The 21,825-nt window shown below is 72.2% G+C and carries 24 protein-coding genes and 1 riboswitch; of the genes, 9 read left to right on the top strand and 15 right to left on the bottom strand.

Annotated features, from left to right (window positions below):
• The first annotated feature begins 33 nt into the window (after positions 1 to 33).
• The 4 genes from DNL40_RS10540 to DNL40_RS10555 all read left to right on the top strand — a co-directional run bounded on the left by DNL40_RS10540 (position 34) and on the right by DNL40_RS10555 (position 4,191).
• Positions 34 to 630, top strand: coding sequence for a TetR/AcrR family transcriptional regulator (locus tag DNL40_RS10540; protein WP_111251214.1), 597 nt, complete (start codon positions 34 to 36; stop codon positions 628 to 630).
• A gap of 361 nt (positions 631 to 991) precedes the next feature.
• Positions 992 to 1,057: riboswitch (guanidine-III (ykkC-III) riboswitch) on the top strand.
• 11 nt (positions 1,058 to 1,068) lie between these two features.
• Positions 1,069 to 1,383 carry a DMT family transporter gene (locus tag DNL40_RS10545; RefSeq protein ID WP_179951035.1) on the top strand — a complete coding sequence of 105 codons (315 nt, stop codon included), beginning with the start codon at positions 1,069 to 1,071 and terminating at the stop codon, positions 1,381 to 1,383.
• Between the two features lie 590 nt (positions 1,384 to 1,973).
• Complete coding sequence (locus DNL40_RS10550) at positions 1,974 to 2,888, top strand: hypothetical protein (RefSeq protein ID WP_146252073.1); 915 nt, start codon at positions 1,974 to 1,976, stop codon at positions 2,886 to 2,888.
• Positions 2,889 to 3,561: 673 nt separating this feature from the next.
• The gene (locus DNL40_RS10555) at positions 3,562 to 4,191 is read left to right on the top strand and encodes a DUF6518 family protein (protein WP_245885842.1); all 630 of its coding nucleotides are present in this window, start codon (positions 3,562 to 3,564) and stop codon (positions 4,189 to 4,191) included.
• A gap of 51 nt (positions 4,192 to 4,242) precedes the next feature.
• Here the strand turns inward: DNL40_RS10555 and DNL40_RS10560 are convergent, their stop codons facing one another.
• The 6 genes from DNL40_RS10560 to DNL40_RS10585 form a co-directional block, all read right to left on the bottom strand.
• Positions 4,243 to 5,256 carry a tyrosine-type recombinase/integrase gene (locus tag DNL40_RS10560; RefSeq protein WP_179951036.1) on the bottom strand — a complete coding sequence of 338 codons (1,014 nt, stop codon included), beginning with the start codon at positions 5,254 to 5,256 and terminating at the stop codon, positions 4,243 to 4,245.
• Between the two features lie 298 nt (positions 5,257 to 5,554).
• Positions 5,555 to 6,052 carry an SRPBCC family protein gene (locus DNL40_RS17015; protein ID WP_111251218.1) on the bottom strand — a complete coding sequence of 166 codons (498 nt, stop codon included), beginning with the start codon at positions 6,050 to 6,052 and terminating at the stop codon, positions 5,555 to 5,557.
• Between the two features lie 48 nt (positions 6,053 to 6,100).
• Positions 6,101 to 8,488 (bottom strand): ATP-binding cassette domain-containing protein, encoded by a 2,388-nt coding sequence (locus DNL40_RS10570; protein ID WP_111251219.1) that lies wholly within the window; start codon positions 8,486 to 8,488, stop codon positions 6,101 to 6,103.
• Positions 8,489 to 8,537: 49 nt separating this feature from the next.
• Positions 8,538 to 8,957 (bottom strand): VOC family protein, encoded by a 420-nt coding sequence (locus tag DNL40_RS10575; protein ID WP_111251220.1) that lies wholly within the window; start codon positions 8,955 to 8,957, stop codon positions 8,538 to 8,540.
• Positions 8,958 to 8,967: 10 nt separating this feature from the next.
• Complete coding sequence (locus tag DNL40_RS10580; protein ID WP_111251221.1) at positions 8,968 to 9,405, bottom strand: helix-turn-helix transcriptional regulator; 438 nt, start codon at positions 9,403 to 9,405, stop codon at positions 8,968 to 8,970.
• A gap of 88 nt (positions 9,406 to 9,493) precedes the next feature.
• A complete protein-coding gene (locus tag DNL40_RS10585) occupies positions 9,494 to 9,751 on the bottom strand; it encodes a hypothetical protein (protein WP_111251256.1) in 258 nt (85 codons plus the stop codon).
• A gap of 155 nt (positions 9,752 to 9,906) precedes the next feature.
• Between DNL40_RS10585 and DNL40_RS10590 the strand changes: the two genes are divergently transcribed.
• A complete protein-coding gene (locus DNL40_RS10590; RefSeq protein WP_111251257.1) occupies positions 9,907 to 10,563 on the top strand; it encodes an SDR family oxidoreductase in 657 nt (218 codons plus the stop codon).
• A gap of 46 nt (positions 10,564 to 10,609) precedes the next feature.
• Here the strand turns inward: DNL40_RS10590 and DNL40_RS10595 are convergent, their stop codons facing one another.
• Entirely contained in the window at positions 10,610 to 11,632 is a 1,023-nt protein-coding gene (locus DNL40_RS10595; protein WP_111251222.1) for an LLM class flavin-dependent oxidoreductase, read from the bottom strand.
• A 153-nt stretch (positions 11,633 to 11,785) separates the two neighbouring features.
• Between DNL40_RS10595 and DNL40_RS10600 the strand changes: the two genes are divergently transcribed.
• Positions 11,786 to 12,100 carry a 4a-hydroxytetrahydrobiopterin dehydratase gene (locus tag DNL40_RS10600; RefSeq protein ID WP_111251223.1) on the top strand — a complete coding sequence of 105 codons (315 nt, stop codon included), beginning with the start codon at positions 11,786 to 11,788 and terminating at the stop codon, positions 12,098 to 12,100.
• A 77-nt stretch (positions 12,101 to 12,177) separates the two neighbouring features.
• The gene (locus DNL40_RS10605) at positions 12,178 to 12,666 is read left to right on the top strand and encodes a GNAT family N-acetyltransferase (RefSeq protein ID WP_245885843.1); all 489 of its coding nucleotides are present in this window, start codon (positions 12,178 to 12,180) and stop codon (positions 12,664 to 12,666) included.
• A 71-nt stretch (positions 12,667 to 12,737) separates the two neighbouring features.
• Here the strand turns inward: DNL40_RS10605 and glmS are convergent, their stop codons facing one another.
• The 6 genes from glmS to DNL40_RS10635 form a co-directional block, all read right to left on the bottom strand.
• The gene (gene glmS, locus DNL40_RS10610; RefSeq protein WP_111251224.1) at positions 12,738 to 14,561 is read right to left on the bottom strand and encodes a glutamine--fructose-6-phosphate transaminase (isomerizing); all 1,824 of its coding nucleotides are present in this window, start codon (positions 14,559 to 14,561) and stop codon (positions 12,738 to 12,740) included.
• A 142-nt stretch (positions 14,562 to 14,703) separates the two neighbouring features.
• Positions 14,704 to 14,967 carry a hypothetical protein gene (locus DNL40_RS10615; protein ID WP_111251225.1) on the bottom strand — a complete coding sequence of 88 codons (264 nt, stop codon included), beginning with the start codon at positions 14,965 to 14,967 and terminating at the stop codon, positions 14,704 to 14,706.
• A gap of 100 nt (positions 14,968 to 15,067) precedes the next feature.
• Positions 15,068 to 15,874 (bottom strand): DNA alkylation repair protein, encoded by an 807-nt coding sequence (locus DNL40_RS10620; RefSeq protein ID WP_245885848.1) that lies wholly within the window; start codon positions 15,872 to 15,874, stop codon positions 15,068 to 15,070.
• 13 nt (positions 15,875 to 15,887) lie between these two features.
• On the bottom strand, positions 15,888 to 16,832 hold the full coding sequence (locus tag DNL40_RS10625) for a ribonuclease Z (RefSeq protein ID WP_111251226.1): 945 nt from the start codon (positions 16,830 to 16,832) through the stop codon (positions 15,888 to 15,890).
• Positions 16,833 to 17,252 carry a hypothetical protein gene (locus tag DNL40_RS10630; protein ID WP_111251227.1) on the bottom strand — a complete coding sequence of 140 codons (420 nt, stop codon included), beginning with the start codon at positions 17,250 to 17,252 and terminating at the stop codon, positions 16,833 to 16,835. It lies immediately after the preceding gene.
• A 103-nt stretch (positions 17,253 to 17,355) separates the two neighbouring features.
• Positions 17,356 to 17,904, bottom strand: coding sequence for an Lrp/AsnC family transcriptional regulator (locus tag DNL40_RS10635; RefSeq protein WP_111251228.1), 549 nt, complete (start codon positions 17,902 to 17,904; stop codon positions 17,356 to 17,358).
• A gap of 140 nt (positions 17,905 to 18,044) precedes the next feature.
• Between DNL40_RS10635 and ald the strand changes: the two genes are divergently transcribed.
• Positions 18,045 to 19,157 carry an alanine dehydrogenase gene (ald, locus tag DNL40_RS10640; protein WP_111251229.1) on the top strand — a complete coding sequence of 371 codons (1,113 nt, stop codon included), beginning with the start codon at positions 18,045 to 18,047 and terminating at the stop codon, positions 19,155 to 19,157.
• A 39-nt stretch (positions 19,158 to 19,196) separates the two neighbouring features.
• Here ald and DNL40_RS10645 read toward each other — a convergent pair whose 3' ends face one another.
• Together DNL40_RS10645 and DNL40_RS10650 are read right to left on the bottom strand one after the other, a co-directional pair.
• Positions 19,197 to 19,817: an FMN reductase gene (locus tag DNL40_RS10645; protein ID WP_111251230.1), complete on the bottom strand. Its 621-nt coding sequence runs from the start codon at positions 19,815 to 19,817 to the stop codon at positions 19,197 to 19,199.
• A gap of 56 nt (positions 19,818 to 19,873) precedes the next feature.
• Entirely contained in the window at positions 19,874 to 21,073 is a 1,200-nt protein-coding gene (locus DNL40_RS10650; protein ID WP_111251231.1) for an LLM class flavin-dependent oxidoreductase, read from the bottom strand.
• A gap of 341 nt (positions 21,074 to 21,414) precedes the next feature.
• Here DNL40_RS10650 and DNL40_RS10655 point away from each other — a divergent pair, with 341 nt between their 5' ends.
• On the top strand, positions 21,415 to 21,759 hold the full coding sequence (locus tag DNL40_RS10655; protein WP_111251232.1) for an RNA polymerase-binding protein RbpA: 345 nt from the start codon (positions 21,415 to 21,417) through the stop codon (positions 21,757 to 21,759).
• Positions 21,760 to 21,825 lie beyond the last annotated feature (66 nt).

Here is a 21,825-nt window from a genome sequence, read left to right on the forward strand (position 1 = left end):
ACGAACCCTGCGACAAGGCCGTACGATGCCTGCATGGCTCGACCTCGCACCCACGACGCGGCACTGCGCGGCGCGCTGCTGGAGTCGGCGTCCCGCGCGGTGGCGGAGAGCGGCGTCGTCGGGATGTCCCTGCGAGCGGTCGCCGCCGCCGCCGGCACCACCACAGCGGCCGTCTACTCCCTGTTCGGGAGCCGTGAGGCGCTCGTGGACGCGGTGGTCGACGAGGGCTTCGAACGCTTCGCCGCGCGGCTGGCCACGGTCGCGGACACCGACGACCCCAGAGCCGACCTGATCAGCCTGGGGCAGGCGTACCGCACCAACGCGCTCGAGAACCCTCACTACTACCGAGTGATGTTCACCGAGGCGTCCGGTGTGGCGTCGCGCGGCCGATCGGATCCCACCTTCCAGGTGCTGGTCCGCGCCGTCGAGCGGGCCGCCGGCTGCGACCGTCCCGGCGCGGCGGACCGGGCGACCCGCCTGTGGGCGTACGTCCACGGCCTGGTGTCGCTCGAGCTCGCGGGTCTCATCACGGACGCCGGAGCCGATCGCACCGAGTCGTACCTCGCCGATCTGCGTGCGGCGCTCCCGCTCCTGCTGGCCAGCGCGGAGGGGGCTGGAGGAGAGGAGTAAGGCGCGCCCACGCGGGCGCCAGCAGGGGAGCGGTCCATGTCTCGCGTCCAGCGAGACGCCGACTCTGGGGCTGGGGGCGGCGCGCCACAGGCAGGGAGGGGGTCGGGGGCGCCGCACGGCGGCGCCCCCGACCTGTCTCATCGCTCAACGCTCCTGCGGGGAGCGCGTTCTGCCGGGGGTGCGGCGTGCGGGCCATGACCGCGGCCCGACGACGACGGTGGCTCGCGTTATGTCATTCAAGGCAGTGTGTTGTGCCATACACAATGGTTTGGGGTGTATGTCCGATTCAGTGTACGCCACGACCTCGAGCCTGCCGAGCGTCCGGGCTGGTGGCAGGCGGGCGTGCTGTGCGACCCTCGGGTCAGAGCCGCTCCTGAGGCTCCCGGACGAGGGGTGTCGTACCCGGCGCGCGACAAGACGACACCGGGGAGTGGGGTCATGTCGTGGTTCGTCCTGGTGCTGTCGGGTGTGCTGGAGGCCGTGTGGGCCACCGCGCTGGGTCGCTCTGAGGGGCTCACCAGACTCTGGCCGAGCGTCGTGTTCGGTGTCGGGCTGCTCGCCAGCATGGGCGGGCTGGCCTGGGCGATGCGGGAGCTGCCGGTCGGCACGGCGTACGCCGTGTGGGTCGGGATCGGCGCGGCGCTGACGGTTCTCTATGCGATGGCTACGGGTTCAGAGCCGGCGTCGGTGGTGAGGCTGCTGCTGATCGCCGGCATCGTCGGCTGCGTCGTCGGGCTCAAGGTCACGCACTGACGCTCGTGCCGGCGGGACCTGTGGCGTCCCTGCCGGGATCAGGCTGCGATCCGGGGAAGGGCTGTTTCCTCGCAGAATGACATAATGTGCATTATCGGTACACGAAGAGTGCGAGTTGCATCAGATGCAAGAGTTCGGACCTCACAGCAAAGTGCGCGTCTGTGCAGGTCAGGGCAGACACCGCCTTGGCGCGACCGCCACCAGGACCTCCTGGCTCTTGCCACGTCGCCGCACTTCACTGTCCAAGGCCGGGGCCAGCCAAGAGCGCTCACGAGCACTCCCAGCCCGGTGCACCGTACTGAATGCCGCATCTCTGACAGGCAGACCTAGCCGCACATCGCTCATGTGGCGCCACACCCACCCCCCGGCCACAACATCTTGTGCCTCGGTCGGCGTGTCCATGGGTTTTGTGCGTGCGTTCGGATACGCTGTGTGATGCGCCGCACAAGCGTCGAGCCCCATCTCGACGTTGCGAGATGGGGCTCGAGCCTGCTTGGTAGGCAGTTCGGACTCTACTGCGCCCGCGTCGGTCCAACGACCGGTGCGGGTGTGTGTCGCGCTCGCTACACGAGACAGGAGTTCTCATGCAAGTGACGACGCATTACGACATCCCGGGCCCGGTCCCGTTCCTCGACGTCGACGTCAGCGCCGACAAGCCGATGTTCGTCGACCCCCACGCGATCCGTCTCTCTGGCGCCCCGCAGCCGTTCGCCGCCGACGCGATCCAGTGCATGGAGACGTTCTTCCACGAAGTGACCGCCTGCGCCCTGAGCAACACACAGTCCGACCAGCGACGCGGACTCGCGCTGCTCCAGCGGTTCACGGAGCCCTGGGAGACGCGCCTCGGTCTCGCGGAGTCCGGGATCCAGGGGCACGGCGGCTCCGACGACGTCGGCGAGTGGATCTGGGAGGCGCTGCGCGGCGACGCGCGCATGCTGGTCGACGTGGGGATCCTCACCCAGATCGAGGACATCCCACTGTTCGTCGAGGGCGTCGCAGAGGACATCACCTCGGACCTGACCACTCGCATCATCTTCGGGCCGCTGGCCGAGTTCACCGCTCAGATGGTGGCGCAGTTCCCGCAGTTCACCGCTGCAGGCCACGGGACCAAGAAGGTGGAGCGACAGGTGTGGGACCCACAGCGCAGGCGGTGGACTACTGCTGTGCTCGACCTTCCCGTCGCGGACGGTAGAGCGCTCGTGCTCGTCCCCAGGGACTGGGCGCGGGCCACCCTCCTCATGAGCGCGGGTCGCTTCTACGAGACGAGCACGCTGAGCTACGTTCAGCTGGAGCAGGCCGCAGTCACCCAGGATGGCAAGGTCATCAAGCCGCGCAAGGAGGACCTGAAGAAGCAACAGGCTCTCGGACGTGGGCGCGCGACGATCCTCGAGGTCGTCCGCCGAGCCCACGCGAACGGCGAGAACCTCGTCGAGGTGTTCAAGTCGTTCGTGGACTCGAAGTACGAGCCGCTCGACGACGACCGCATCAACAGCAAGCTCGCGTAGTGAAGGGGACAAGGGTCGCGGCGAGAGCTGCGACCCTTGTCCCTGCACTTCCAGGGTCGACGCCAGCCCCGTCTGAACCTCGAGCACCCCGCCCTAGAACTCGCACCTGACGAGCACGCACCTCTACAGTTCGGATCGCGTGCGACCAGCCCCTCTCGACAGCTGTCTCGCGGCCCTCGCCGATGGCGGCGGAGCGTGTCGGACGATCGCGGCGGTGAGCGTGCGTGTGGTTCGTTTTCTCCCGCGCGCCCTGCGCCGGCCGCACGGAGGTGACGCACGGCGGCGCTGTGGACGCGCCCGGTGGGCATCGTCTGCATCGTCTGCGTGGCGCCGCGCTCGGCGCCGTCACCGGGTGTCGCGAGTCAGCACGACGGCGCCCCTGTGGCGGCCGGGACCCCGGTGGTGCCGCATCACCTGCCGACTGTCCCGCACCTCCACGACACGCGGCGGTGTACGCCCGTGCTGCCCGGGGACCGTCAGGATCCCCCGATCGACTGAACCCGCTCGGCAGTCGGCCGCGCGCTGCTCCCCCCCCGCTGTCCTGCCTGCCGCGCGGCAGGAGTCCCGCGGCTGTGCTCCCACGGGGCGTGTCAGGCCGTGGTGGGAGACGGCGCGCATGGTCGTCCTCCCCCGGGTGGACGCGCGGCGCGCGTGCGTCTGCGAGCGTCGGACCGTGGCTGAGACCTCTGTTCTGGTACCGCGTGCTCTCCGGCTCCAGGCCGTCGGGCCAGTGCTCGTCGTCCTGCTGGGGAGCTGTGCGCTGGGGATGCTGACGTTCCCCGCCCAGGGCTTCCTGCCCGAGGCGCTGGCCTCGTTCGCGAACTCGGCCAGCGGGTGGACGGTGCTGGCGGCGTCGTTGGTGCTGTGGTCCCGGGTCGGTACATGGCCGGCCGCGGTGCTCGGTGCGTCGAGCTTCGTGCTGCTCGTGCTGGGGTACGCGGTGGCTGCCGACCTGGCCGGGGCGTACTACGACCCGTCGTTCTTCGGGCTGGTGGGCGTGGTGGTCGGTCCGTTCGTGGGTGTGGCGGCCGCGTGGTTGCGCGACAGGGGCTACCGGGCCGCCGTTGGCGCTGGGCTCCTGGGCGGCATCTGTGCGGGTGAGGCGGTCTACGGCCTGACCGTCGTGGGGGCGACGACCTCGCCCGTGTACTGGACGGCGATCGGTGCGGTCGGCCTGGCGCTGGTCGGGATGGTGTGCGTACGCGCTCGCGCCGTCGGCCCGCGGGTCGTGGCGGCGGTGGGCGCGGCGGCGGTGGCGGTCGCTTTCGTCGAGGCCTACGCGCGGGCCGGCTCGATCGGCTGACCCGCAGCGCCCAGTGCTCGTGTGCCCAGTGCTCGTGTGCCCCCTGCCGGCCTACCGGCCCAGCCACCCGCCGGCGGTCAGCCGGGAGTCCCAGCGTGTGGAGCGGTCATAGCCGCGCAGCACCTGGAGGGACGACCAGCGGCCCACGCTGCTCACGGCCTGCTCGCTGTACCCGGCCTGCAGGGCGTTGGTGGCGAACGTGGCTCGCAGGGAGTGTGCGGTGTACCCGCCCCGGCCGGCGGGGAGCCCCACGCTGGCCGCCATCCTGGTCACGATGCGGCCGATGACCTCGGTCGAGACCGCTCCGGGCTCGACGGTGTATCCCCCGCGCCGGACCTGGCGGACGACGTGCCCGCGCCGCTCGTCCTCGATCTTCTCCAGCGTGGCGAGCCAGGTGCGCAGGGCGGACACCGCGCACAGCGGTCCACCGATCTCGGGCAGTGCGAGGGTGATCGGCTCGTCGGAGGTCTTGGAGTACGGGACCACCACCTCCATGCCACCGCGGACCTCCACCACTCCCCTGGTCTTGACCGACACGAGGTCTGAGGCGCGCAGCCCGAGGCTCACGCCGAGCAGCAGGATCGCCTTGTCCCGCTGACCGGCGGGGGTGGTGGCGGCGCGCTCGACCATCTCGCGGATGTCGGTGCGGGAGAACGCGCGAGCCTTCTGACGCTCCCACCCTCGGGACTCGCGGGTGAGCCCTCGCATCGTCGCCCTGAGGCCTGGGTTGTCTCGCAGGGCGTTGTACGTCTCGACGTCGACGCGGCGCGCGGCGTCGAGGATCGCCGCCCGGCTCACCTGCACGTTGCTGGGGCTCGTCGACAAGGTGGCCAGGTAGGCAGCGACCACCTCCGCCGACCAGCGGCGGTCCGCGTAGCCGTTGAGGCGCACCCATGCGTCGAAGCGACGGACCGCGCTCGCGTAGCGCTCCCTCGTGGCGTCGCTGACGGCGTGCTCGACCGCTTCGGCGACCCGGGCGGCGTGCGCAGCGTCCAGGACGGTGCTGACACCGCGCTCGCCCTGGTCGCCCTGCTCACGAGGCTCGGTGACGGTGAGTGCGCTCATGTCGACATGCTTACAGGACAACGGTGACATTCCGGGCTGCCCGTCGGCGGCCCGCCTCGACTGTTGCTCCGGGCGCATGTCGGTGGCGTCGGCAAGATGCTCCGACGTGGAACATGTCGCCGCGAAGGGGTGTGCGACGGGTCTTTTCCCTCGATACGCGCTAAGGGGCAGAATTCTCGGCCCTCGCGAGAGAGCGCCGTTTGGGTGCGACTTTCGTCAGCGCCGAAGAAGTCCCCTTCTACCTTGCTGAGGAAGTGCGCGTTAACCGGGCTGTTTCGAGGTGCTCCCTCACCCCCGGTCAGAGGCGCTCCGAGCGCGGACGCGCGCCGTGGGCCGCCCTCTCCACGTGACGGGCGGAGCGCCGCAGGTCGGACCGTACGGCTGCGGGTGCCAGGAGCCGTAGCACGGTGACCAGCGGGGACCAAGGCCGCGCGCCGTCGATCTCGAAGGCGGCGTGCACCACGGTGCGCGACGAGTCGGCTTCGGCCGGCTTGAGCACCATCGCGAGCGCCGCGCGCAGTCCGTGCCAGGTGCCGGCCTCGCTCCAGAGGCCGGTGGGGTCGCCGTCGGTGCCGGGGGCTCGGAGCTCGACGATCTGCAGGTGCGGGACGGCGCCGACGGCGGTGCGTTCGCTCCAGCGCGTCCCGGGGTGCGGGGGTCCGGGGTCGAGCAGGTGGACGGTCAGGAGGCTGGCCTGCCAGCGGGGCCGGTTCCTGGGGTCGGCGAGGTAGGTGAAGGTCTGCTGGGCTGTGGCGTGGACCTCGATGCGGGTGGTGGTCCTGGGTGTGGCGGCGATGGTGGCCTCCCCTCCCCTCTCCTGCCGTGCCGCCCGGGTGGCGGTGGCTCAGGCGCCGACGTACTGCGCCAGGTGCTGCCCGGTGAGGGTGGAGCGCTGTGCGACCAGGTCGGCGGGGGTTCCTTCGAACACGACGCGGCCGCCGTCGTGCCCTGCTCCGGGGCCGAGGTCGATGATCCAGTCGGCGTGGGCCATGACGGCCTGGTGGTGCTCGATGACCACCACGGTGCGTCCGGTGTCGACGAGGTGGTCCAGGAGCCGCAGGAGGTGGGCGACGTCGGCCAGGTGCAGGCCCGTGGTGGGTTCGTCCAGGACGAGCACGGGGCTCTTCTCCCCCATGTGCACGGCGAGCTTGAGGCGCTGGCGCTCGCCGCCGGACAGGGTGGTCAGTGGCTGACCCAGGGTGAGGTAGCCGAGGCCGACGTCGGCGAGGCGGCGCAGGATCGCGTGCGCGGCGGGGGTGCGGGCCTCACCGGAGGCGAAGAGCTCCTCGGCCTCGGCGACCGACATGGCCAGGACCTCGCTGATGTCCTTCCCGCCGAGCTTGTGCTCCAGCACCGCCGCCTGGAACCGCTTGCCCTCGCACTCCTCGCACGGGGTGGTGACGGTGTCCATGAAACCGAGCTCGGTGTAGATGACACCGGCACCGTTGCACACGGGGCAGGCCCCTTCGGAGTTGGCGCTGAACAGGGCGGGCTTGACGCCGTTGGCCTTGGCGAACGCCTTGCGGATCGGCTCGAGGAGACCGGTGTAGGTGGCGGGGTTGGAGCGGCGCGAGCCGCGGATGGGGCTCTGGTCCACGGTGACGACGTCGTCGCGACGGCCCAGGGCGCCGTGGACGAGGGAGCTCTTGCCGGACCCGGCGACGCCGGTCACCACGGTGAGGACGCCGAGCGGGACGTCGACGTCGACGTCCTGGAGGTTGTGGGTGCTGGCGCCGCGGATCTCCAGCGCCCCGGTCGGGGTGCGCACGGTGTCCTTGAGGGTGGCGCGGTCGCCGAGGTGGCGGCCGGTGAGGGTGTCGCTGGTGCGCAGGCCCTCCACGGTGCCCTGGTAGCAGATCGTGCCGCCGGCGGTGCCGGCGCGGGGCCCCAGGTCGACGACGTGGTCGGCGATCGCGATGGTCTCCGGCTTGTGCTCGACGACGAGCACCGTGTTGCCCTTGTCGCGCAGGCGCAGCAGCAGCTCGTTCATCCGCTGGATGTCGTGCGGGTGCAGGCCGATGGTGGGTTCGTCGAACACGTACGTGACGTCCGTGAGCGCCGAGCCCAGGTGGCGGATCAGCTTGGTGCGCTGCGCCTCTCCCCCGGACAGCGTGCCCGAGGGGCGGTCGAGGGAGAGGTACCCCAGGCCGATCTCCACGAAGGAGTCGAGCAGGTGCTGCAGCCCCGCCACCAGGGGCGCGACCGAGGGGTCGTCGATCGCGCGCACCCAGTCCGCCAGGTCGGTGATCTGCATCGCGCAGGCGTCGGCGATGCTCACGCCGCCGATGGTGGAGGTGCGGGCGTGCTCGGCCAGGCGGGTGCCGTCGCACTCGGGGCAGGTGGTGAAGGTGACCGCACGCTCGACGAACGCGCGCACGTGCGGCTGCATCGCGTCCTTGTCCTTCGAGAGCATCGACTTCTGGATCTTGGGGACCAGGCCCTCGTACGTCATGTTGGCGCCGCCCACCGGGACCTTGGTGGGCTCCCGGTACAGGAAGTCGTGCCGCTCGCGCTCGGTGTAGTCCTTGATCGGCTTGTGCGGGTCGAGGAACCCCGACTCGCTGAAGAGCTTCACGTACCAGCCGTCCGGGGTGTACCCGGGCACCGTGATGGCCCCCTCGGCGAGCGACCTCGTCTCGTCGAACAGCTCGCCCAGGTCGATGTCGTTGACCTGCCCACGCCCCTCGCAGCGGGGGCACATGCCGCCCAGCCGGTTGAACGTCGCCTTGACCGCCTTCTTGCCGCCCACCGAGATCGCGCCCGCCGACGTCACCGACGGCACGTTAAAGGAGTACGCGTTCGGCGAGCCCACGTGCGGCTCGGCCAGCCGGCTGAACAGGGTGCGCAGGAACGCGTTCGCGTCCGTCACGGTGCCCACGGTCGAGCGCGGGTTGGCACCCAGCCGCTCCTGGTCCACGACGATCGCCGTCGTCAGGCCCTCGAGCACGTCCACCTCGGGGCGCGCCAGGTTCGGCATGAAACCCTGCAGGAACGCTGAGTAGGTCTCGTTGATCATGCGCTGCGACTCGGCCGCGATCGTCCCGAACACCAGGGAGCTCTTGCCCGAGCCGGACACCCCCGTGAACACCGTCAGCCGCCGCTTGGGGATCTCGACGGTGACGTCCTTGAGGTTGTTCTCCCGTGCGCCCTGCACGCGGATCACGTCATGGCTGTCCGCACGCGCCGCCGCCGCGGCTGCCTGCGTGCTGTCGGTGCTGGTGACCGTGCTCATCGTCTCTCCCCCTGCTGGTACGCGGACCGTCCGTCCCGGTGCCGTCGCCTCAGCGCACCTCGTTGATGCGCAGCAGGTTGCCCGCAGGGTCACGGACCGCGCAGTCACGCACCCCGTAGTCCTGGTCCATCGGTTCCTGCACCACGTCCGCACCGCTGGCCTGCACCCGGGCGAACAGCGCGTCGAGGTCGTCGGTGGCCAACGTCAGCGCACCGTAGCTCCCCTTGGCGATCAGCTCCAGGATCGTACGCCGCTCGTCCTCGGTCAGCCCTGGGTCCACCGCCGGCGGGTGCAGCACGATCGACGTGCCCGCGCCGCCTGGCGGCCCCACGGTGACCCAGCGCATGCCCTGGTAGCCGACGTCGCGCCAGACCTCGAACCCCAGGACGTCGCGGTAGAACGACAGCGAAGCCTCGGGGTCGGTGTGCGGGAGGAAGGCGTGGTGGACGGTGACGCTCGTCGGGTTCATGGCACCGACGCTAGGCCGCCCCTGGCGGGCGCGCTTCTCGATTCCTGACCGGTCGCGTCGCCAGCAGGGCGTGGCACGCCGGCACTCCCGCCGTCGTGCCGGCCGCGGTACGCCGGTACACGCTCGGCGCGACCCCTACCAGCTCGGTGAACCGGGTGCTGAACGTGCCCAGCGAGGAGAACCCCACGGCGAAGCACACCTCGGTCACCGTCAGGTCGCCTCGGCGCAGCAGCGTCATCGCCCGCTCCACGCGCCGCGTCATCAGGTAGCTGTACGGCGACTCCCCGTACACGCGACGGAACTCCCGGCTCAGGTGCCCGGACGACATGTGCGCACCGCGCGCCAGTGCCTCCACGTCGAGCGGCTGCGCGTGGTCCCGGTCGATCCGGTCACGCACCCGCCGCAGGCGCACCAGGTCGCTCAGCCGCCGATCCTCAGGAGCCGTCACCTGCGTGATGCTGCCACGGATGCTGCCACGTCCGCGAGCGCCGTGCGCGCACTGGCTCCCGGTGCGTGCAGGAGCGTGGCCCGTGGGGTCAGTCGTTCTGGCGGAGGGTCTCGCGCAGCTCGTCGGGGTCGGCGCCGGAGGTGCCCGGGGTGCGGAACGGGGTGTCCTGGTCAGGGTCGGCGTCGGGTGCGGCCCGGTCGTCCGTGTCGTCAGTGTCGTGCGGGGCGTCGGGTTCCTCGCCGCCGATGCCGAACCCGGGGGCCGGCTCGGGGGCGCCGGTGCCGGCGTCTGCTGCGGCGATCTCCTCGCGGGGCTCGGAGGCGTGGGGCTGGAGTGGTTCGCTCATGGCCATCCCTCAGCAGTACGACGGGGTGGGCCCACCCGCCACCGGCGGGCCTGCGGTACCGGTGGAGGGCTCGTCTGCAGCGGGGTGCGGGGGTGTCTGCCACGATCGACAGCACGCAGGACGTGGACCGAGGACCGAGGACCGAGGAGGTCGGCATGGCGAAGATCGTGGTCGTGGGTGGGCACGGGAAGGTCGCGCTGCTGGCAGAGCCGCTGCTGGTGCGCGCGGGGCACGAGGTGGACGCGCTGATCAGGCGTGCGGACCAGGCCGGGGACGTGCGGGCGACGGGCGCGAACCCGGTGCTGCTGGACGTGGAGGACGCGAGCACGCAGGCGCTCACCGCGGCGTTCGCGGGAGCCGACGTGGTGGTCTGGTCGGCCGGCGCCGGGGGCGGCAACCCGGCCCGGACGTACGCGGTGGACCGCGACGCGGCGATCCGGTCGGTGGACGCGGCGCTCGCGGCCGGGGTGGGGCGGTACGTGATGGTGTCCTACTTCGGTGCGCGGCCGGATCACGGGGTGCCCGAGTCGGACGGGTTCTTCGCGTACGCCGAGTCGAAGGCGGCGGCGGACGAGCACGTGCGCGCTCATGCCCCCGGCTGGACGATCCTGGGTCCGAGCGGCCTGACGGACGACCCGGGCACGGGGGCGATCGCGGTCGACGAGCCGCAGGGCAGCCTGGAGCCGGGCACGGTGCCGCGTGCCGACGTGGCGGCGGTCGTCGCCGCCGTCGCCGGGCGTGAGGACCTGGTGGGGCGCACCGTGCGGTTCAACGCGGGGACGACGCCGATCGACGAGGCCCTGAGCAGGTGACGTGCCTGACGCCCGGGGCGAGCGCGGCCGCCGGGCGTCAGGGGCCTCAGCGCCAGCCGAGCTCTGGGGCGACGTGGGTGAGGATCGCCTCGATGACGTGGGCGTTGTAGTCGACGCCGAGCTGGTTGGGCACGGTGAGCAGGAGGGTGTCGGCGGCGGCCACGGCCTCGTCCTTGCGGAGCTCTTCCACGAGCGCGTCGGGCTCCGCGGCGTAGCTGCGGCCGAAGATGGCGCGGGTGGTCTCGTCGATCATGCCGATCTGGTCGTGCTCCTGCTCGCCGCGGCCGAAGTAGGCGCGGTCCTCGTCGTTCACGAGCGCGAAGATCGACCGGCTGACGGACACGCGTGGCTCGCGCTGGTGGCCGGCCTCGGCCCACGCCTGCCGGAACGCCTCGATCTGCTTGCGCTGCTGGACGTGGAAGGGCTCGCCGGTCTCGTCGTCCTTGAGGGTGGAGCTCATGAGGTTCATGCCCTTGACTGCCGCCCAGCGGGCCGTGGCGTCGGACCCGGCGCCCCACCAGATCCGCTCGGACAACCCCTCGGAGTGCGGCTCGACGCGCAGCAGGCCGGGCGGGTTGGGGAACATGGGGCGCGGGCTGGGCTCGGCGAACCCGGCACCGGTGAGCACCTGGAGGAACACCTCGGCGCGGGTGCGGGCCATGTCGGCGTCGGACTCCCCCTCGGCGGGCTCGTACCCGAAGTAGCGCCATCCGTCGACCACCTGCTCGGGTGACCCGCGGGAGATGCCGAGCTGCAGGCGGCCGTCGGAGATCAGGTCGGTCGCACCGGCCTCCTCCGCCATGTAGAGCGGGTTCTCGTAGCGCATGTCGATGACGCCGGTGCCGATCTCGATGCGGCTGGTGCGTGCGGCGATCGCGGCCAGCAGCGGGAACGGCGAGGAGTGCTGGCGCGCGAAGTGGTGCACCCGGAAGTAGGCGCCGTCGGCCCCCAGCTCCTCGGCCGCGACCGCCAGGTCGATCGCCTGGTGCAGGGCGTCGGCCCCGGTGCGGGTGCGTGAGTGCGGCGAGGGCGTCCAGTGGCCGAAGGAGAGGAAACCGATGTTCTTCACCGCTCCATGGAACCGCGAGCGCCGTGGTGGTGCATCCGGGTGGTGCGTGCCGGCCGGGGGATCTGAGGGTGCTCGCTCCTCCTGAGGACGGAGTCGAGGTCGTCGTCGCAGGCCCGGCCCGCGAGCCGCGGCGGCCCGGCGTACGGTGGCCAGATGGTGGAGCAGATCACAGCGCAGCAGTTCCTGGAGTCCCACGGCGTGGACGGGTGGGTGACGAACGACTCGGGGGTGGCCACGGCGATCTTCACCTCCGGGGACCGGGCCACGGGTGAGCGGTTGGCGGAGCGGATCGGTGAGCTGGGTGCGGCGGCGAACCATGACGCGGACGTCGAGGTGGCGCAGGACCGGGTCACGGTGCGGCTGAGCACGCACGAGGTGGGCGGGCTGTCGCAGCGGGACGTGGACCTGGCGCGGCAGATCACCGGTGCGGCGCGGGAGCTGGGTATCGAGGTCGACCGGTCGCTCTAGCCGGTGCTCGGCGGCCAGTGGGTGGCCGCCGTCGCGCCGTCGTCGTCCAGCAGCTCCGGGCAGGGCAGGATGCGGGGGTGATCGTCTCTCTCGACTCCCCCGACCGCGCCGACGTGACGGCGCTGCTGTCCGAGCACCTGCGGGACATGCGCGCAGGGTCCCCGGCGTGCAGCGTGCACGCCCTGGACGTGACGGCGCTGCTCGCGCCGTCCATCACGTTCGTCACTGCCCGCGAACCTGGACCCGACGGCGCCACCCTGCTGGGGTGCGGTGCCTTGAGCGAGCTCGACGCCCACCACGGTGAGCTGAAGTCGATGCGTACCGCGACGGGCGCTCGCGGGCGCGGTGTGGCCACGGCGGTGCTGGGCCACCTGCTGGGCGTGGCACGCGAGCGGGGGTACGAGCGGGTGAGTCTGGAGACGGGGTCGCAGGACTCGTTCGCTCCCGCCCGGCGCCTGTACGCCCGGCACGGGTTCGTCGAGTGCGGCCCCTTCGGCTCCTACGTCGAGGACCCGTACAGCGTGTTCATGACGCTGCCCCTGCCCGGTCCGCACGTGCGGGCCTGACGACGACGGCGCTCGCGGCCGCCCCCAGGGGTGCGGCTGCGAGCGCCGTCGTGGTGGTGGGCGTCGCGGGGTTACTCGACGGTGACGGACTTGGCGAGGTTGCGGGGCTTGTCGACGTCGAGGCCCAGGTGGACCGAGGCGTGGTAGGCCAGCAGCTGCAGGGGCACGGTGAGCAGGACGGGGTCGAGCTCGGTCTCGTTGCGGGGCACGTCGATGCGGCGGGCGTGCAGGTCGCCGAGGTCGACCTCGGGGTGGGTGACGATGACGAGGGGGCCGCCGCGGGCGTCGATCTCGTGCAGGGCGGCGACGTTGCGGTCGGTGAGCTCGTCGGCGGGCACGATGGCGACGGTGGGCACCTTCGGGGAGATGAGGGCCAGGGGGCCGTGCTTGAGCTCGGAGGTGGGGTAGGCCTCGGCGTGGCGGTAGGTGATCTCCTTGAGCTTCTGGGCGCCCTCGCGTGCCACGGGGTAGCCGCGGACGCGGCCGACGAAGAACATGCTCTCGGCGTCGGCGAGGTCGCGGGCGATGTCGGCGATGTGGTCCTCGGTCTTGAGGATCTCCTCGATCTGGGCGGGCAGGCGCTGCAGCCCGTTGACCAGGCGGCGCCCGTCGGCCACGGACAGGTCGCGCACGCGTCCCAGCTGCAGGGCCAGGAGGGAGAAGCCGACGAACATGGTGGTCAGGGCCTTGGTGGAGGCGACGGCGATCTCGGGGCCGGCGTGCAGGTAGATGCCGCCGTCGCAGGCGCGGGCGATGGCGGACCCGACCACGTTGACCAGGCCGATGACGCGCCCGCCCTTGCGGCGGATCTCCTCGACGGCCAGGAGCGTGTCGACGGTCTCGCCGGACTGGGAGACGGCCACGTAGAGGGTGTCGGGCTCGATGATGGGGTTGCGGTAGCGGAACTCGGAGGCGGGCTCGGCGTCGGCGGGGACGCGGGCGAGCTCTTCGATCATGGAGGCGCCCATCTGCCCCACGTAGTAGGCCGACCCGCAGCCGAGGATCTTGACGCGGCGGAAGGCGCGCAGGTCGCGGGCGTCCATGTCGAGGCCGCCGAGGTGGGCGGTGCCGAACCGCTCGTCGAGGCGTCCGCGCAGGGTGCGCTCCACGGAGGCGGGCTGCTCGAGGATCTCGGTGTACATGCGCGGCTCGCCGCTGACGTCGCCGTGCTCGAACGCGGACGGGTCGATGTCGACGGCGCTGGCCTGCGTGGTGGTGCGGGTCAGGTCGTGGCGGAAGGTGGTGAACCCGCCGGCGGTGACGGTGGCGAGCTCGCCGTCGTCGAGGTGGGCGACGGTGGTGGTGTGCCGCACGACCGCTGCGAGGTCGGAGGCGATGAACATCTCCTTCTCCCCCACACCGATGAGCAGGGGGCTGCCGTGGCGGGCCACGACGACACGGTCGGGGAAGTCGGCGTGGACCACGGCCAGCCCGTAGGTGCCCTCGACCTGGCCGAGCGCCTCGACGACCTTGCCCTCCAGGGTGTCGGCGCCGGAGCGGGCGACCAGGTGGGCGAACACCTCGGTGTCGGTGTCGCTGGCCAGCTCGACGCCGTCGGCCACGAGGCGGGCCCGCAGGGCGGCGGCGTTGTCGACGATGCCGTTGTGCACGACGGCGACGGTGCCGCTGGTGTCGGTGTGCGGGTGGGCGTTGGTGTCGGTGGCGGGGCCGTGGGTGGCCCACCGGGTGTGACCGATGCCGACCTTGCCGGCCAGGCGCTTGGGCAGCGCCTCGGACAGGTCGCGCACGCGCCCGGCCTTCTTGGTGACCTGCAGGCGCGAGCCGAGCACGGCCACCCCGGCCGAGTCGTAGCCGCGGTGCTCCAGGCGGGTCAGGCCCTCGACCAGCAGCGGGGCCGCCTGCTGGGCGCCGACGTAGCCGACGATGCCGCACATAGATGTTCTCCTTCGACGATGGGCGAGGTGGGTGATGGGGCTGATGGCGGGTCGGGCGCGCGGGCCGCGCCCCAGACCAGGGACCGGGGAAGAGCCAGCGGCCGGACCGGGCTGGCGCGGGCGGCCGCAGGGGTCGTGCGGGTCAGCCGTAGACGATGCGCCGCAGCTGCCGCTCGCTGAGGGGCGGCGCCGCCACGACCCGCCCGGCCAGCTCGGCCGCGATGCGCGCGAAGATCTCCGGGTTCTTGGCCCCGTAGGTCTGCATCTGCGCGTGCCGGCGGCGCACGTACTCCTCCAGCGGCTCGGCGTGGAAGGCCACGACGTCCTCGATGACACGGGTGGCCTCGGCCGGGCTGAGACCGGTCGTGGACACCACGTGGTCCACGAGCGCGCGATCCGGTGTCATGACCGGAAGCCTGCACCTCGTCCCCGCGTGCGGCAAGTTCCTGCCCGAATTCGGGCAGGAATCGCGTGTTCGGCTGTCGCGGCGCCTTGGGGAGGGCGGCTCACAGGGCCCGCAGCCGCGCTCTTTCCCCGGGGTCCAGGTGCTCGGTCGCATACCCCAGCGCGGTGCGCGGCATGGCGTGGGCGTGCCGCTCCAGGAAGTCCGCGAGCGCCGCGGCGTCGGCCCGCTTGCCGACCTCCCGCAGCATCCAGCCCACGGCCTTGTGCAGCAGCGGCTCCCTGTCGTCCAGGAGGCGGTGGGCGTAGGTGAGGGCGGGGCCAGGGTCACCCGCGCGGGTGAAGGCGAAGGTGGCGAGCATCGCGACGCGTCGCTGCCACAGGTTCGGCGAGGCGGTCAGCGGGTCGAGCACCGGGGCGAGGTCGTGGGCGGGAGGGCCCAGCAGCCACGCCCCCACCAGCGTGGGGGCCGAGGTGTCCACCAGGTCCCAGCCGTCGACGTGCCCGGCCCGCACCGCGTCCAGGTACCGGTCGTGCAGCTCGTCGCGGACCGCCTCGTCCCGGGTGCGAGCCCGGGAGGCACGGGAGAACCCGTCCACCATCACCAGCAGCGCCGCCAGGCGGTGCTCGTGCACCTCGCTGGTCAGCAGGCGTGACGCCTCCCCCAGGGGCATGGCGGCCGCCTCACGCGCCAGGGCCCGCAGCACGGGGACGCGCACCCCGGCGAACCGGTCCCCCTCGGCGTACTGCCCCGGCCCCGTCTGGAAGAACCGTCGCGAGGAGGCCGCCACCTCCGGGTCTGCCGCGGCGTCGACAGCCCTGGCCAGTTCCGCGGCGGTCAGCAAGGGGCCCGTGGCGCTCGCGGCGGGGTTCCTGCCAGGCCGGGGCGGCGGCGACGTCATCGGGGTCATCGGGGTCACGGGGTCACGGGGTGGTGGTGCGCCGACGGGGCAGGGGGACGCGGTCGAGGTCGGCGGCGACGGTGAGAGGGCCGTCGTACACCTCGCGCGCCTCGTCCTCGAGCTCGCGCGGGTCGCTGTAGCGCTGGGAGAAGTGCGTCAGGACCAGGTGGCGCACCCCGGCGTCCGCGGCGACCTGCGCGGCCTGCCGGCAGGTCAGGTGCCCCCAGCGGGTGGCCTGGTCGGCGTCGCGGTGCAGGAACGTGGACTCGATGACGAGCAGGTCCACGCCGTCGGCGAGCTCGCCGACGGCGTCGCACAGGCGGGTGTCCATGACGAACGCGACCGACTGCCCCGGGCGGGGCACGCCGACCTCGGTGACGGACAGGGGGCGCCCGCCGTCGGGCGTGAACGTGCCCTCGCGCACCAGCCGGCCGACGTCGGGCCCCGCGACGCCGTGCCGGGCCAGGGCGACCGGGTCCAGGGAGGTGCCGTCGGGCTCGTCCAGGCGGTACCCGAACGTGTCGATCGTGTGGTCCAGGCGGCGGGCCGTCAGCCTCACGCCGGCACCGCGCTCCCCCGCCAGGCGCGGCACGACCCCGTCGGCCTCCAGCGGCTGGAGCACCAGCCGCTCGTGGTGGGTGAACGCCGAGGCGTGCACGAGGTTCTCCACCCAGCCGAGCCCTGAGGCGGGAAAGGAGACGGGGACGGTGTGCGGCACCTGGTCCCCCGAGATCCGCTGCACCACCCCGGCCAGACCCAGGGAGTGGTCGCCGTGCAGGTGCGTCAGGGCGATGCGGGTCAGGTCTGTGGCCGAGACCCCGGCGTGCGTCATCTGCCGCTGCGTGCCCTCACCAGGGTCGAACAAGATCGCCTGGTCGTCGAAGAACAGCACGTACCCGTTGTGGTTGCGCCTGCGGGTGGGCACCATGCTGGCCGTGCCGAGCACGACCAGCTCACGCCGAGACACTCAGGCGGCCAGCACGTGCCCGACGGCGCGCACCAGGCCCGTCGTGTCCAGCACACCGAGGCGGTAGCGGTCCACCGCCTCGGCCAGGGCCGCCGACCGGGCGAGGCTGCGGGGCGGGGCCGGCTGCCACAGGTCGCGCTCGAACACCGCGCGACGACGGGCCGGGCCGCGGAACAGGCGGCCCGGGAGGTGGGCGGGCGCCGTGCGGGCATCCTGCCCGGCGCCGGCCGGCGACAGAGCGCCGGGCGCCGCGCCCGCCGGCAGCGTCTGCGCCCGGGTCTCCAGGCAGTGCGCGGGGGCGGTGAGCCGCGAGGGGCGGTAGCGGGCACCCGGGTCCCAGCGCACCGCAGGCGGGGTCGGCGGCCGCACCCCGCTGGGGGTGCGCTCGACCGCGGAGGTGGTGGCACCGTCGTCAGGCATGCTCGCTCCCCTCGCAGCGTCCCCGGATGGGACCCGAATGCCACGCATGGTCCCGCACCCGCACTGCCCCGGCAAGAGGTCTCGGCCCGGGGGCGGCGACCCGTCAGAAGACGGGCGCCCGCACGTGCTGGAAGATCAGGTTCGTCTCCGTCAACGCCACCCCCGGGTTCACCGACAGGTTCTCCACCACGAAGTCGTTGAGCCCGTCGGCGTCCGGCGCCGCCACGTGCACGAAGAAGTCGTGCGCCCCGCCCAGCAGGAACACGTTCAGCACCCCGGGGAGCGCACCCAGCTCCCGCAGGAACGACGTCAGGCGCGAACGGGCGCTGCCCTGCATCCGCACCGCGATGATCGCCTGCAGCGGCCTGCCCGACAACGCCGGGTCGATGTCCGCGTGGAACCCGCGGATCACCCCCTTGTCCCGCAGCGCCCGCACCCGCGCCAGGCACGTGGAGGGAGCGATGCCCGCCCGCTGCGCCAGCGCGTTGTTCGGGATCCGCGCGTCAGCGGCCAGCTCCGCCAGCAACCGGTGGTCCACGGCGTCGAGCACCACCGGTGCCGTGGTGCGCGGCTCCAGCCCCGTCGCCGCCGGCCGAACATCGTTCGGCGAGAGCGGCGCCGCGCCAGGTGCGGGCGAATCATCCGAGGGCATGGCCCGACCATACAGAATCTTCCACGGAATCTGACCGCCCGGCCGAAGAAATGCACGCGAGCACGGAAGAATGGGTGACGCGGGCCACCCCCGCCCCAGCCACCTGCTCCCCGTCAGCCACGACCGAGAAGGCGACACCCATGCACCTGGCAGTCCCCAAGGAGATCAAGAACCACGAGTACCGGGTCGCCCTCACCCCGGCCGGCGTCCACGAGCTCGTCCGCCACGGGCACACCGTCCACGTCGAGACCGGCGCCGGCACCGGCTCCGCCATCCCCGACGCCGAGTACGCCGCCGCAGGCGCCCTCATCGAGCCCGACGCCGACGCCACCTGGGCCGCCGGCGAGATCATCCTCAAGGTCAAGGAACCCATCGAGGCCGAGTACCACCGCATCCGCCCCGGCCAGGTCCTGTTCACCTACCTGCACCTCGCCGCCGACAAGGCCCTCACCGAAGAGCTCCTCGCCCGCGACGTCACCGCCATCGCCTACGAGACCGTCCAGACCCCCGCCGGCACCCTGCCCCTCCTGGCCCCCATGTCCGAGGTCGCCGGCCGCCTCGCCCCCCAGGTCGGCGCCGCCACCCTCCTCAAGGCAGCCGGCGGCCGCGGCACCCTCCTCGGCGGGGTCCCCGGCGTCGCCCCCGCCCACGTCGTCATCATCGGCGCCGGCGTCTCCGGCATGAACGCCGCCCGCATCGCCGTCGGCATGGGCGCACGCGTCACCCTCCTCGACAAGAACCCCGACGCCCTCAAGGCCGCCGACCGCGAGCTCTTCGGCCGCGTCCAGACCCTCGCCTCCAACGCCTGGACCCTCGAAGGGGCCGTCCTGGACGCCGACCTCGTCGTCGGAGCCGTCCTCGTCCCCGGAGCCAAGGCCCCCGTCCTGGTCAGCAACGACCTCGTCGCCCGCATGAAGCCCGGCTCGGTCCTCGTCGACATCGCCATCGACCAGGGCGGCTGCTTCGAGGACTCCCGCCCCACCACCCACGCCGAGCCCACCTACCCCGTGCACGGCTCCGTCTTCTACGCCGTCGCCAACATGCCCGGCGCCGTCCCCCACACCTCCACCTACGCCCTGACCAACGTCACCCTCCCCTACGCCGTGGCGCTCGCGGACCTGGGCTGGCAGGAGGCCCTGCGCGCCGACCCCGTGCTGGCGCGCGGGCTCAACGTGCACGCCGGGCAGGTCATGCACGTGGGCGTCGCCCAGGCCCACGGCCTGCAGCTGACGGAGCCGACCTCGGTGCTCTGAGGTCGGGCGGGTGGCCGGGCGGGTGGCCGGGCGGGGTGCTCAGGCGCCGCCGAGCATGTCCAGGAAGCTCGGCGTGGACGCGAACGGGTCTGCCGGGCCGACGTTCTGCCGCACGTGCACCCGCTCGGCCAGCTCCTTGCCGGCCCGCTCGATGCGCCGCGGCAGCGGGTTGACCTGGTCACCGGCGCCCGCCCAGTCGTCGGTCGCGGCGAACACCGCCGTCGACAGCACGTCCGCGTGCAGGTAGGTGAACAACGGGCGCATCGAGTAGTCCACGGCCAGGGAGTGACGGGCCGTGCCTCCCGTGGCTCCCAGCAGCACCGGCATGCCGCCCAGGGCGTCCTTGTCGAGGATGTCGACGAACGACTTGAACAGCCCCGAGTAGGTGGTGGTGAACAGCGGCGTGACGGCGATGACGCCGTCCGCCGCGACCAGGTGCTCGATCGCCGTGGCCAGGTCGCCCGTCGGGAACCCGGTGAGCATGGCGTCCATGACGGCGTGCGCGTGGTCGCGCAGCTCGATCGTCTCCACCGTGACGTCGTGACCGAGCGTCTCCAGCTCGCGCGCCGTGGCGCCCGTGAGCCGATCGGCCAGCAGACGGGTCGAGGACGGGTTGGACAGGCCCGCCGAGACGACGGCGAGGGTGCGGGGGGTGCTCACGGGAAGATCCTCTCGAGACGGGGTCGCCGGGCTCGCACGGCGCTGGCGCGGCAGGGTCACAGGCCGAAGGCGCGCCCGGCGCGCGGCTGCGCCTGGTCCGGGTCGGCCTCCTCGGCGCGCAGCCCCGTCCACCGGTCCTCCGTACCGCCCACGTGGCCGGCCCCGGCCTCCCCGGCGGCCTTCGCCGCAGCCACGCGCTCGGCGTGCGTGGGCGGGTTCAGCGGCACGTCCTCGGCAGGACGCTTGGCCTCCACGATGCGCCGCAGCTCAGGCACCACGTCCTCGGCCAGGATGTCGATCTGCTCCAGGACCGTCTTGAGCGGCAGCCCCGCGTGGTCGATCAGGAACATCTGACGCTGGTAGTACCCGACCTCCTCCACGAACGCCCCGTAGCGGTCGATCACCTGCTGCGGGGACCCCACCGTCAGCGGCGTCTCACGCGTGAAGTCCTCCATCGAGGGCCCGTGGCCGTAGACGGGCGCCACGTCGAAGTAGGGGCGGAACTCGTCCCACGCGTCCTGGCTGTTCTTGCGGACGAACACCTGCCCGCCCAGGCCCACGATCGCCTGGTCGGCCCGGCCGTGGCCGTAGTGCTCGAACCGCTGCCGGTAGAACGCGATCATCTGCTTGGTGTGGCTCATGGGCCAGAAGATGTTGTTGTGCAGGAACCCGTCACCGTAGTAGGCGGCCTGCTCCGCGATCTCCGGGCTGCGGATCGACCCGTGCCACACGAACGGCGGCACCCCGTCCAGCGGGCGCGGGGTGGAGGTGAAGCCCTGCAGCGGGGTGCGGAACTTGCCCTGCCAGTCGACGACGTCCTCGGTCCACAGGCGGCGCAGCAGCGCGTAGTTCTCGATCGCCAGGGGGATGCCCTGACGGATGTCCTGCCCGAACCACGGGTAGACCGGACCGGTGTTCCCGCGCCCCATCATCAGGTCCATGCGGCCGCCGGAGATCACCTGGAGCATCGCGTACTCCTCCGCCAGGCGGACCGGGTCGTTGGTCGTGATCAGGGTCGTGGCAGTCGACAGCACGATGTTCTCGGTGACCCCGGCCAGGTACCCGAGCATGGTGGTGGGCGAGGACGCGACGAACGGCGGGTTGTGGTGCTCCCCCGTCGCGAAGACGTCCAGGCCCGCCTCGTCGGCGTGCCGGGCGATCCTCAGCATGCTGCGCACACGCTCCGTGTCGTCCGGGGTGTGACCCGTGATCGGGTCGGTGGTCACGTCGCTGACGGAGAAGATCCCGAACTGCACGCTGCTCAGCTCCAAGGTCGAAAGAAGGTCCATGCATCTGCATGTACTGGCACGAAGAACCACGCCCCCGCCCGGTTCATTCCCGCACCAGTGTGTCGCGCCCGGCGCTCGCGGTCCCGTGCGGGAGGCTTGTGCGCGTGGGATGTGTCACCTGATGCGCGTGTCGGTTTGCGAGTCGGGGCAAGACCGAGGACCCTTGACACGCAGCATCGCTTGTGCTGTGTCGCGGGTCTCAGGGTGTCCTGGAACAAGCCGCTGTGGGCAAGCGTTGACATGCTCCGACCCCGGGTGCCGCAGCCGGCACGAGGGGTCATCCGAACCCGACTCCCCAGGAGGACGACATGCCTGACCGGTCCCTGCGCGGTATGAGCATCGGTGCGAAGAGCATGGAGTCGGACGAGGGCGTCGACTTCGCTCCCCGCTTCCAGGCTTACTACGACTGCCCCAACGGGCACACCATCATCCTGCCGTTCGCCACCGACGCCGAGGTCCCCCCGGTGTGGGAGTGCCGCTGCGGCGAGGAGGCGCTCCTGCGCGACGCCGAGAAGCCCGAGCCCAAGGCGACCAAGCCGCAGCGCACCCACTGGGACATGCTGCTGGAGCGTCGCACCGTGGCCGAGCTCGAGGAGCTGCTCGACGAGCGCCTGGAGCTGCTGCGCGCGGGCAAGCTGCGCCGCGGCGCCTGAGCGCCCACCCCGACCGACCCACGAGGGCCGGCACCCGTGACGGGTGCCGGCCCTCGTCGTCGTGGT

The sequence above is a fragment of the Xylanimonas oleitrophica genome, from assembly GCF_003244315.1.
Lineage (GTDB): Bacteria > Actinomycetota > Actinomycetes > Actinomycetales > Cellulomonadaceae > Xylanimonas_A > Xylanimonas_A oleitrophica.

Excerpts from the sequence above, each read along its gene's own strand:
- DNL40_RS10540 (WP_111251214.1), top strand. The coding sequence starts at position 34 with ATGGCTCGACCTCGCACCCACGACGCGGCACTGCGCGGCGCGCTGCTG.
- DNL40_RS10545 (WP_179951035.1), top strand. The coding sequence starts at position 1,069 with ATGTCGTGGTTCGTCCTGGTGCTGTCGGGTGTGCTGGAGGCCGTGTGG.
- DNL40_RS10560 (WP_179951036.1), bottom strand. The coding sequence starts at position 5,256 with ATGAGCGCACTCACCGTCACCGAGCCTCGTGAGCAGGGCGACCAGGGC.
- DNL40_RS10570 (WP_111251219.1), bottom strand. The coding sequence starts at position 8,488 with ATGAGCACGGTCACCAGCACCGACAGCACGCAGGCAGCCGCGGCGGCG.
- DNL40_RS10575 (WP_111251220.1), bottom strand. The coding sequence starts at position 8,957 with ATGAACCCGACGAGCGTCACCGTCCACCACGCCTTCCTCCCGCACACC.
- DNL40_RS10585 (WP_111251256.1), bottom strand. The coding sequence starts at position 9,751 with ATGAGCGAACCACTCCAGCCCCACGCCTCCGAGCCCCGCGAGGAGATC.
- DNL40_RS10590 (WP_111251257.1), top strand. The coding sequence starts at position 9,907 with ATGGCGAAGATCGTGGTCGTGGGTGGGCACGGGAAGGTCGCGCTGCTG.
- DNL40_RS10600 (WP_111251223.1), top strand. The coding sequence starts at position 11,786 with ATGGTGGAGCAGATCACAGCGCAGCAGTTCCTGGAGTCCCACGGCGTG.
- glmS (WP_111251224.1), bottom strand. The coding sequence starts at position 14,561 with ATGTGCGGCATCGTCGGCTACGTCGGCGCCCAGCAGGCGGCCCCGCTG.
- DNL40_RS10615 (WP_111251225.1), bottom strand. The coding sequence starts at position 14,967 with ATGACACCGGATCGCGCGCTCGTGGACCACGTGGTGTCCACGACCGGT.
- DNL40_RS10620 (WP_245885848.1), bottom strand. The coding sequence starts at position 15,874 with ATGACCCCGATGACGTCGCCGCCGCCCCGGCCTGGCAGGAACCCCGCC.
- DNL40_RS10630 (WP_111251227.1), bottom strand. The coding sequence starts at position 17,252 with ATGCCTGACGACGGTGCCACCACCTCCGCGGTCGAGCGCACCCCCAGC.
- DNL40_RS10635 (WP_111251228.1), bottom strand. The coding sequence starts at position 17,904 with ATGCCCTCGGATGATTCGCCCGCACCTGGCGCGGCGCCGCTCTCGCCG.
- ald (WP_111251229.1), top strand. The coding sequence starts at position 18,045 with ATGCACCTGGCAGTCCCCAAGGAGATCAAGAACCACGAGTACCGGGTC.
- DNL40_RS10655 (WP_111251232.1), top strand. The coding sequence starts at position 21,415 with ATGCCTGACCGGTCCCTGCGCGGTATGAGCATCGGTGCGAAGAGCATG.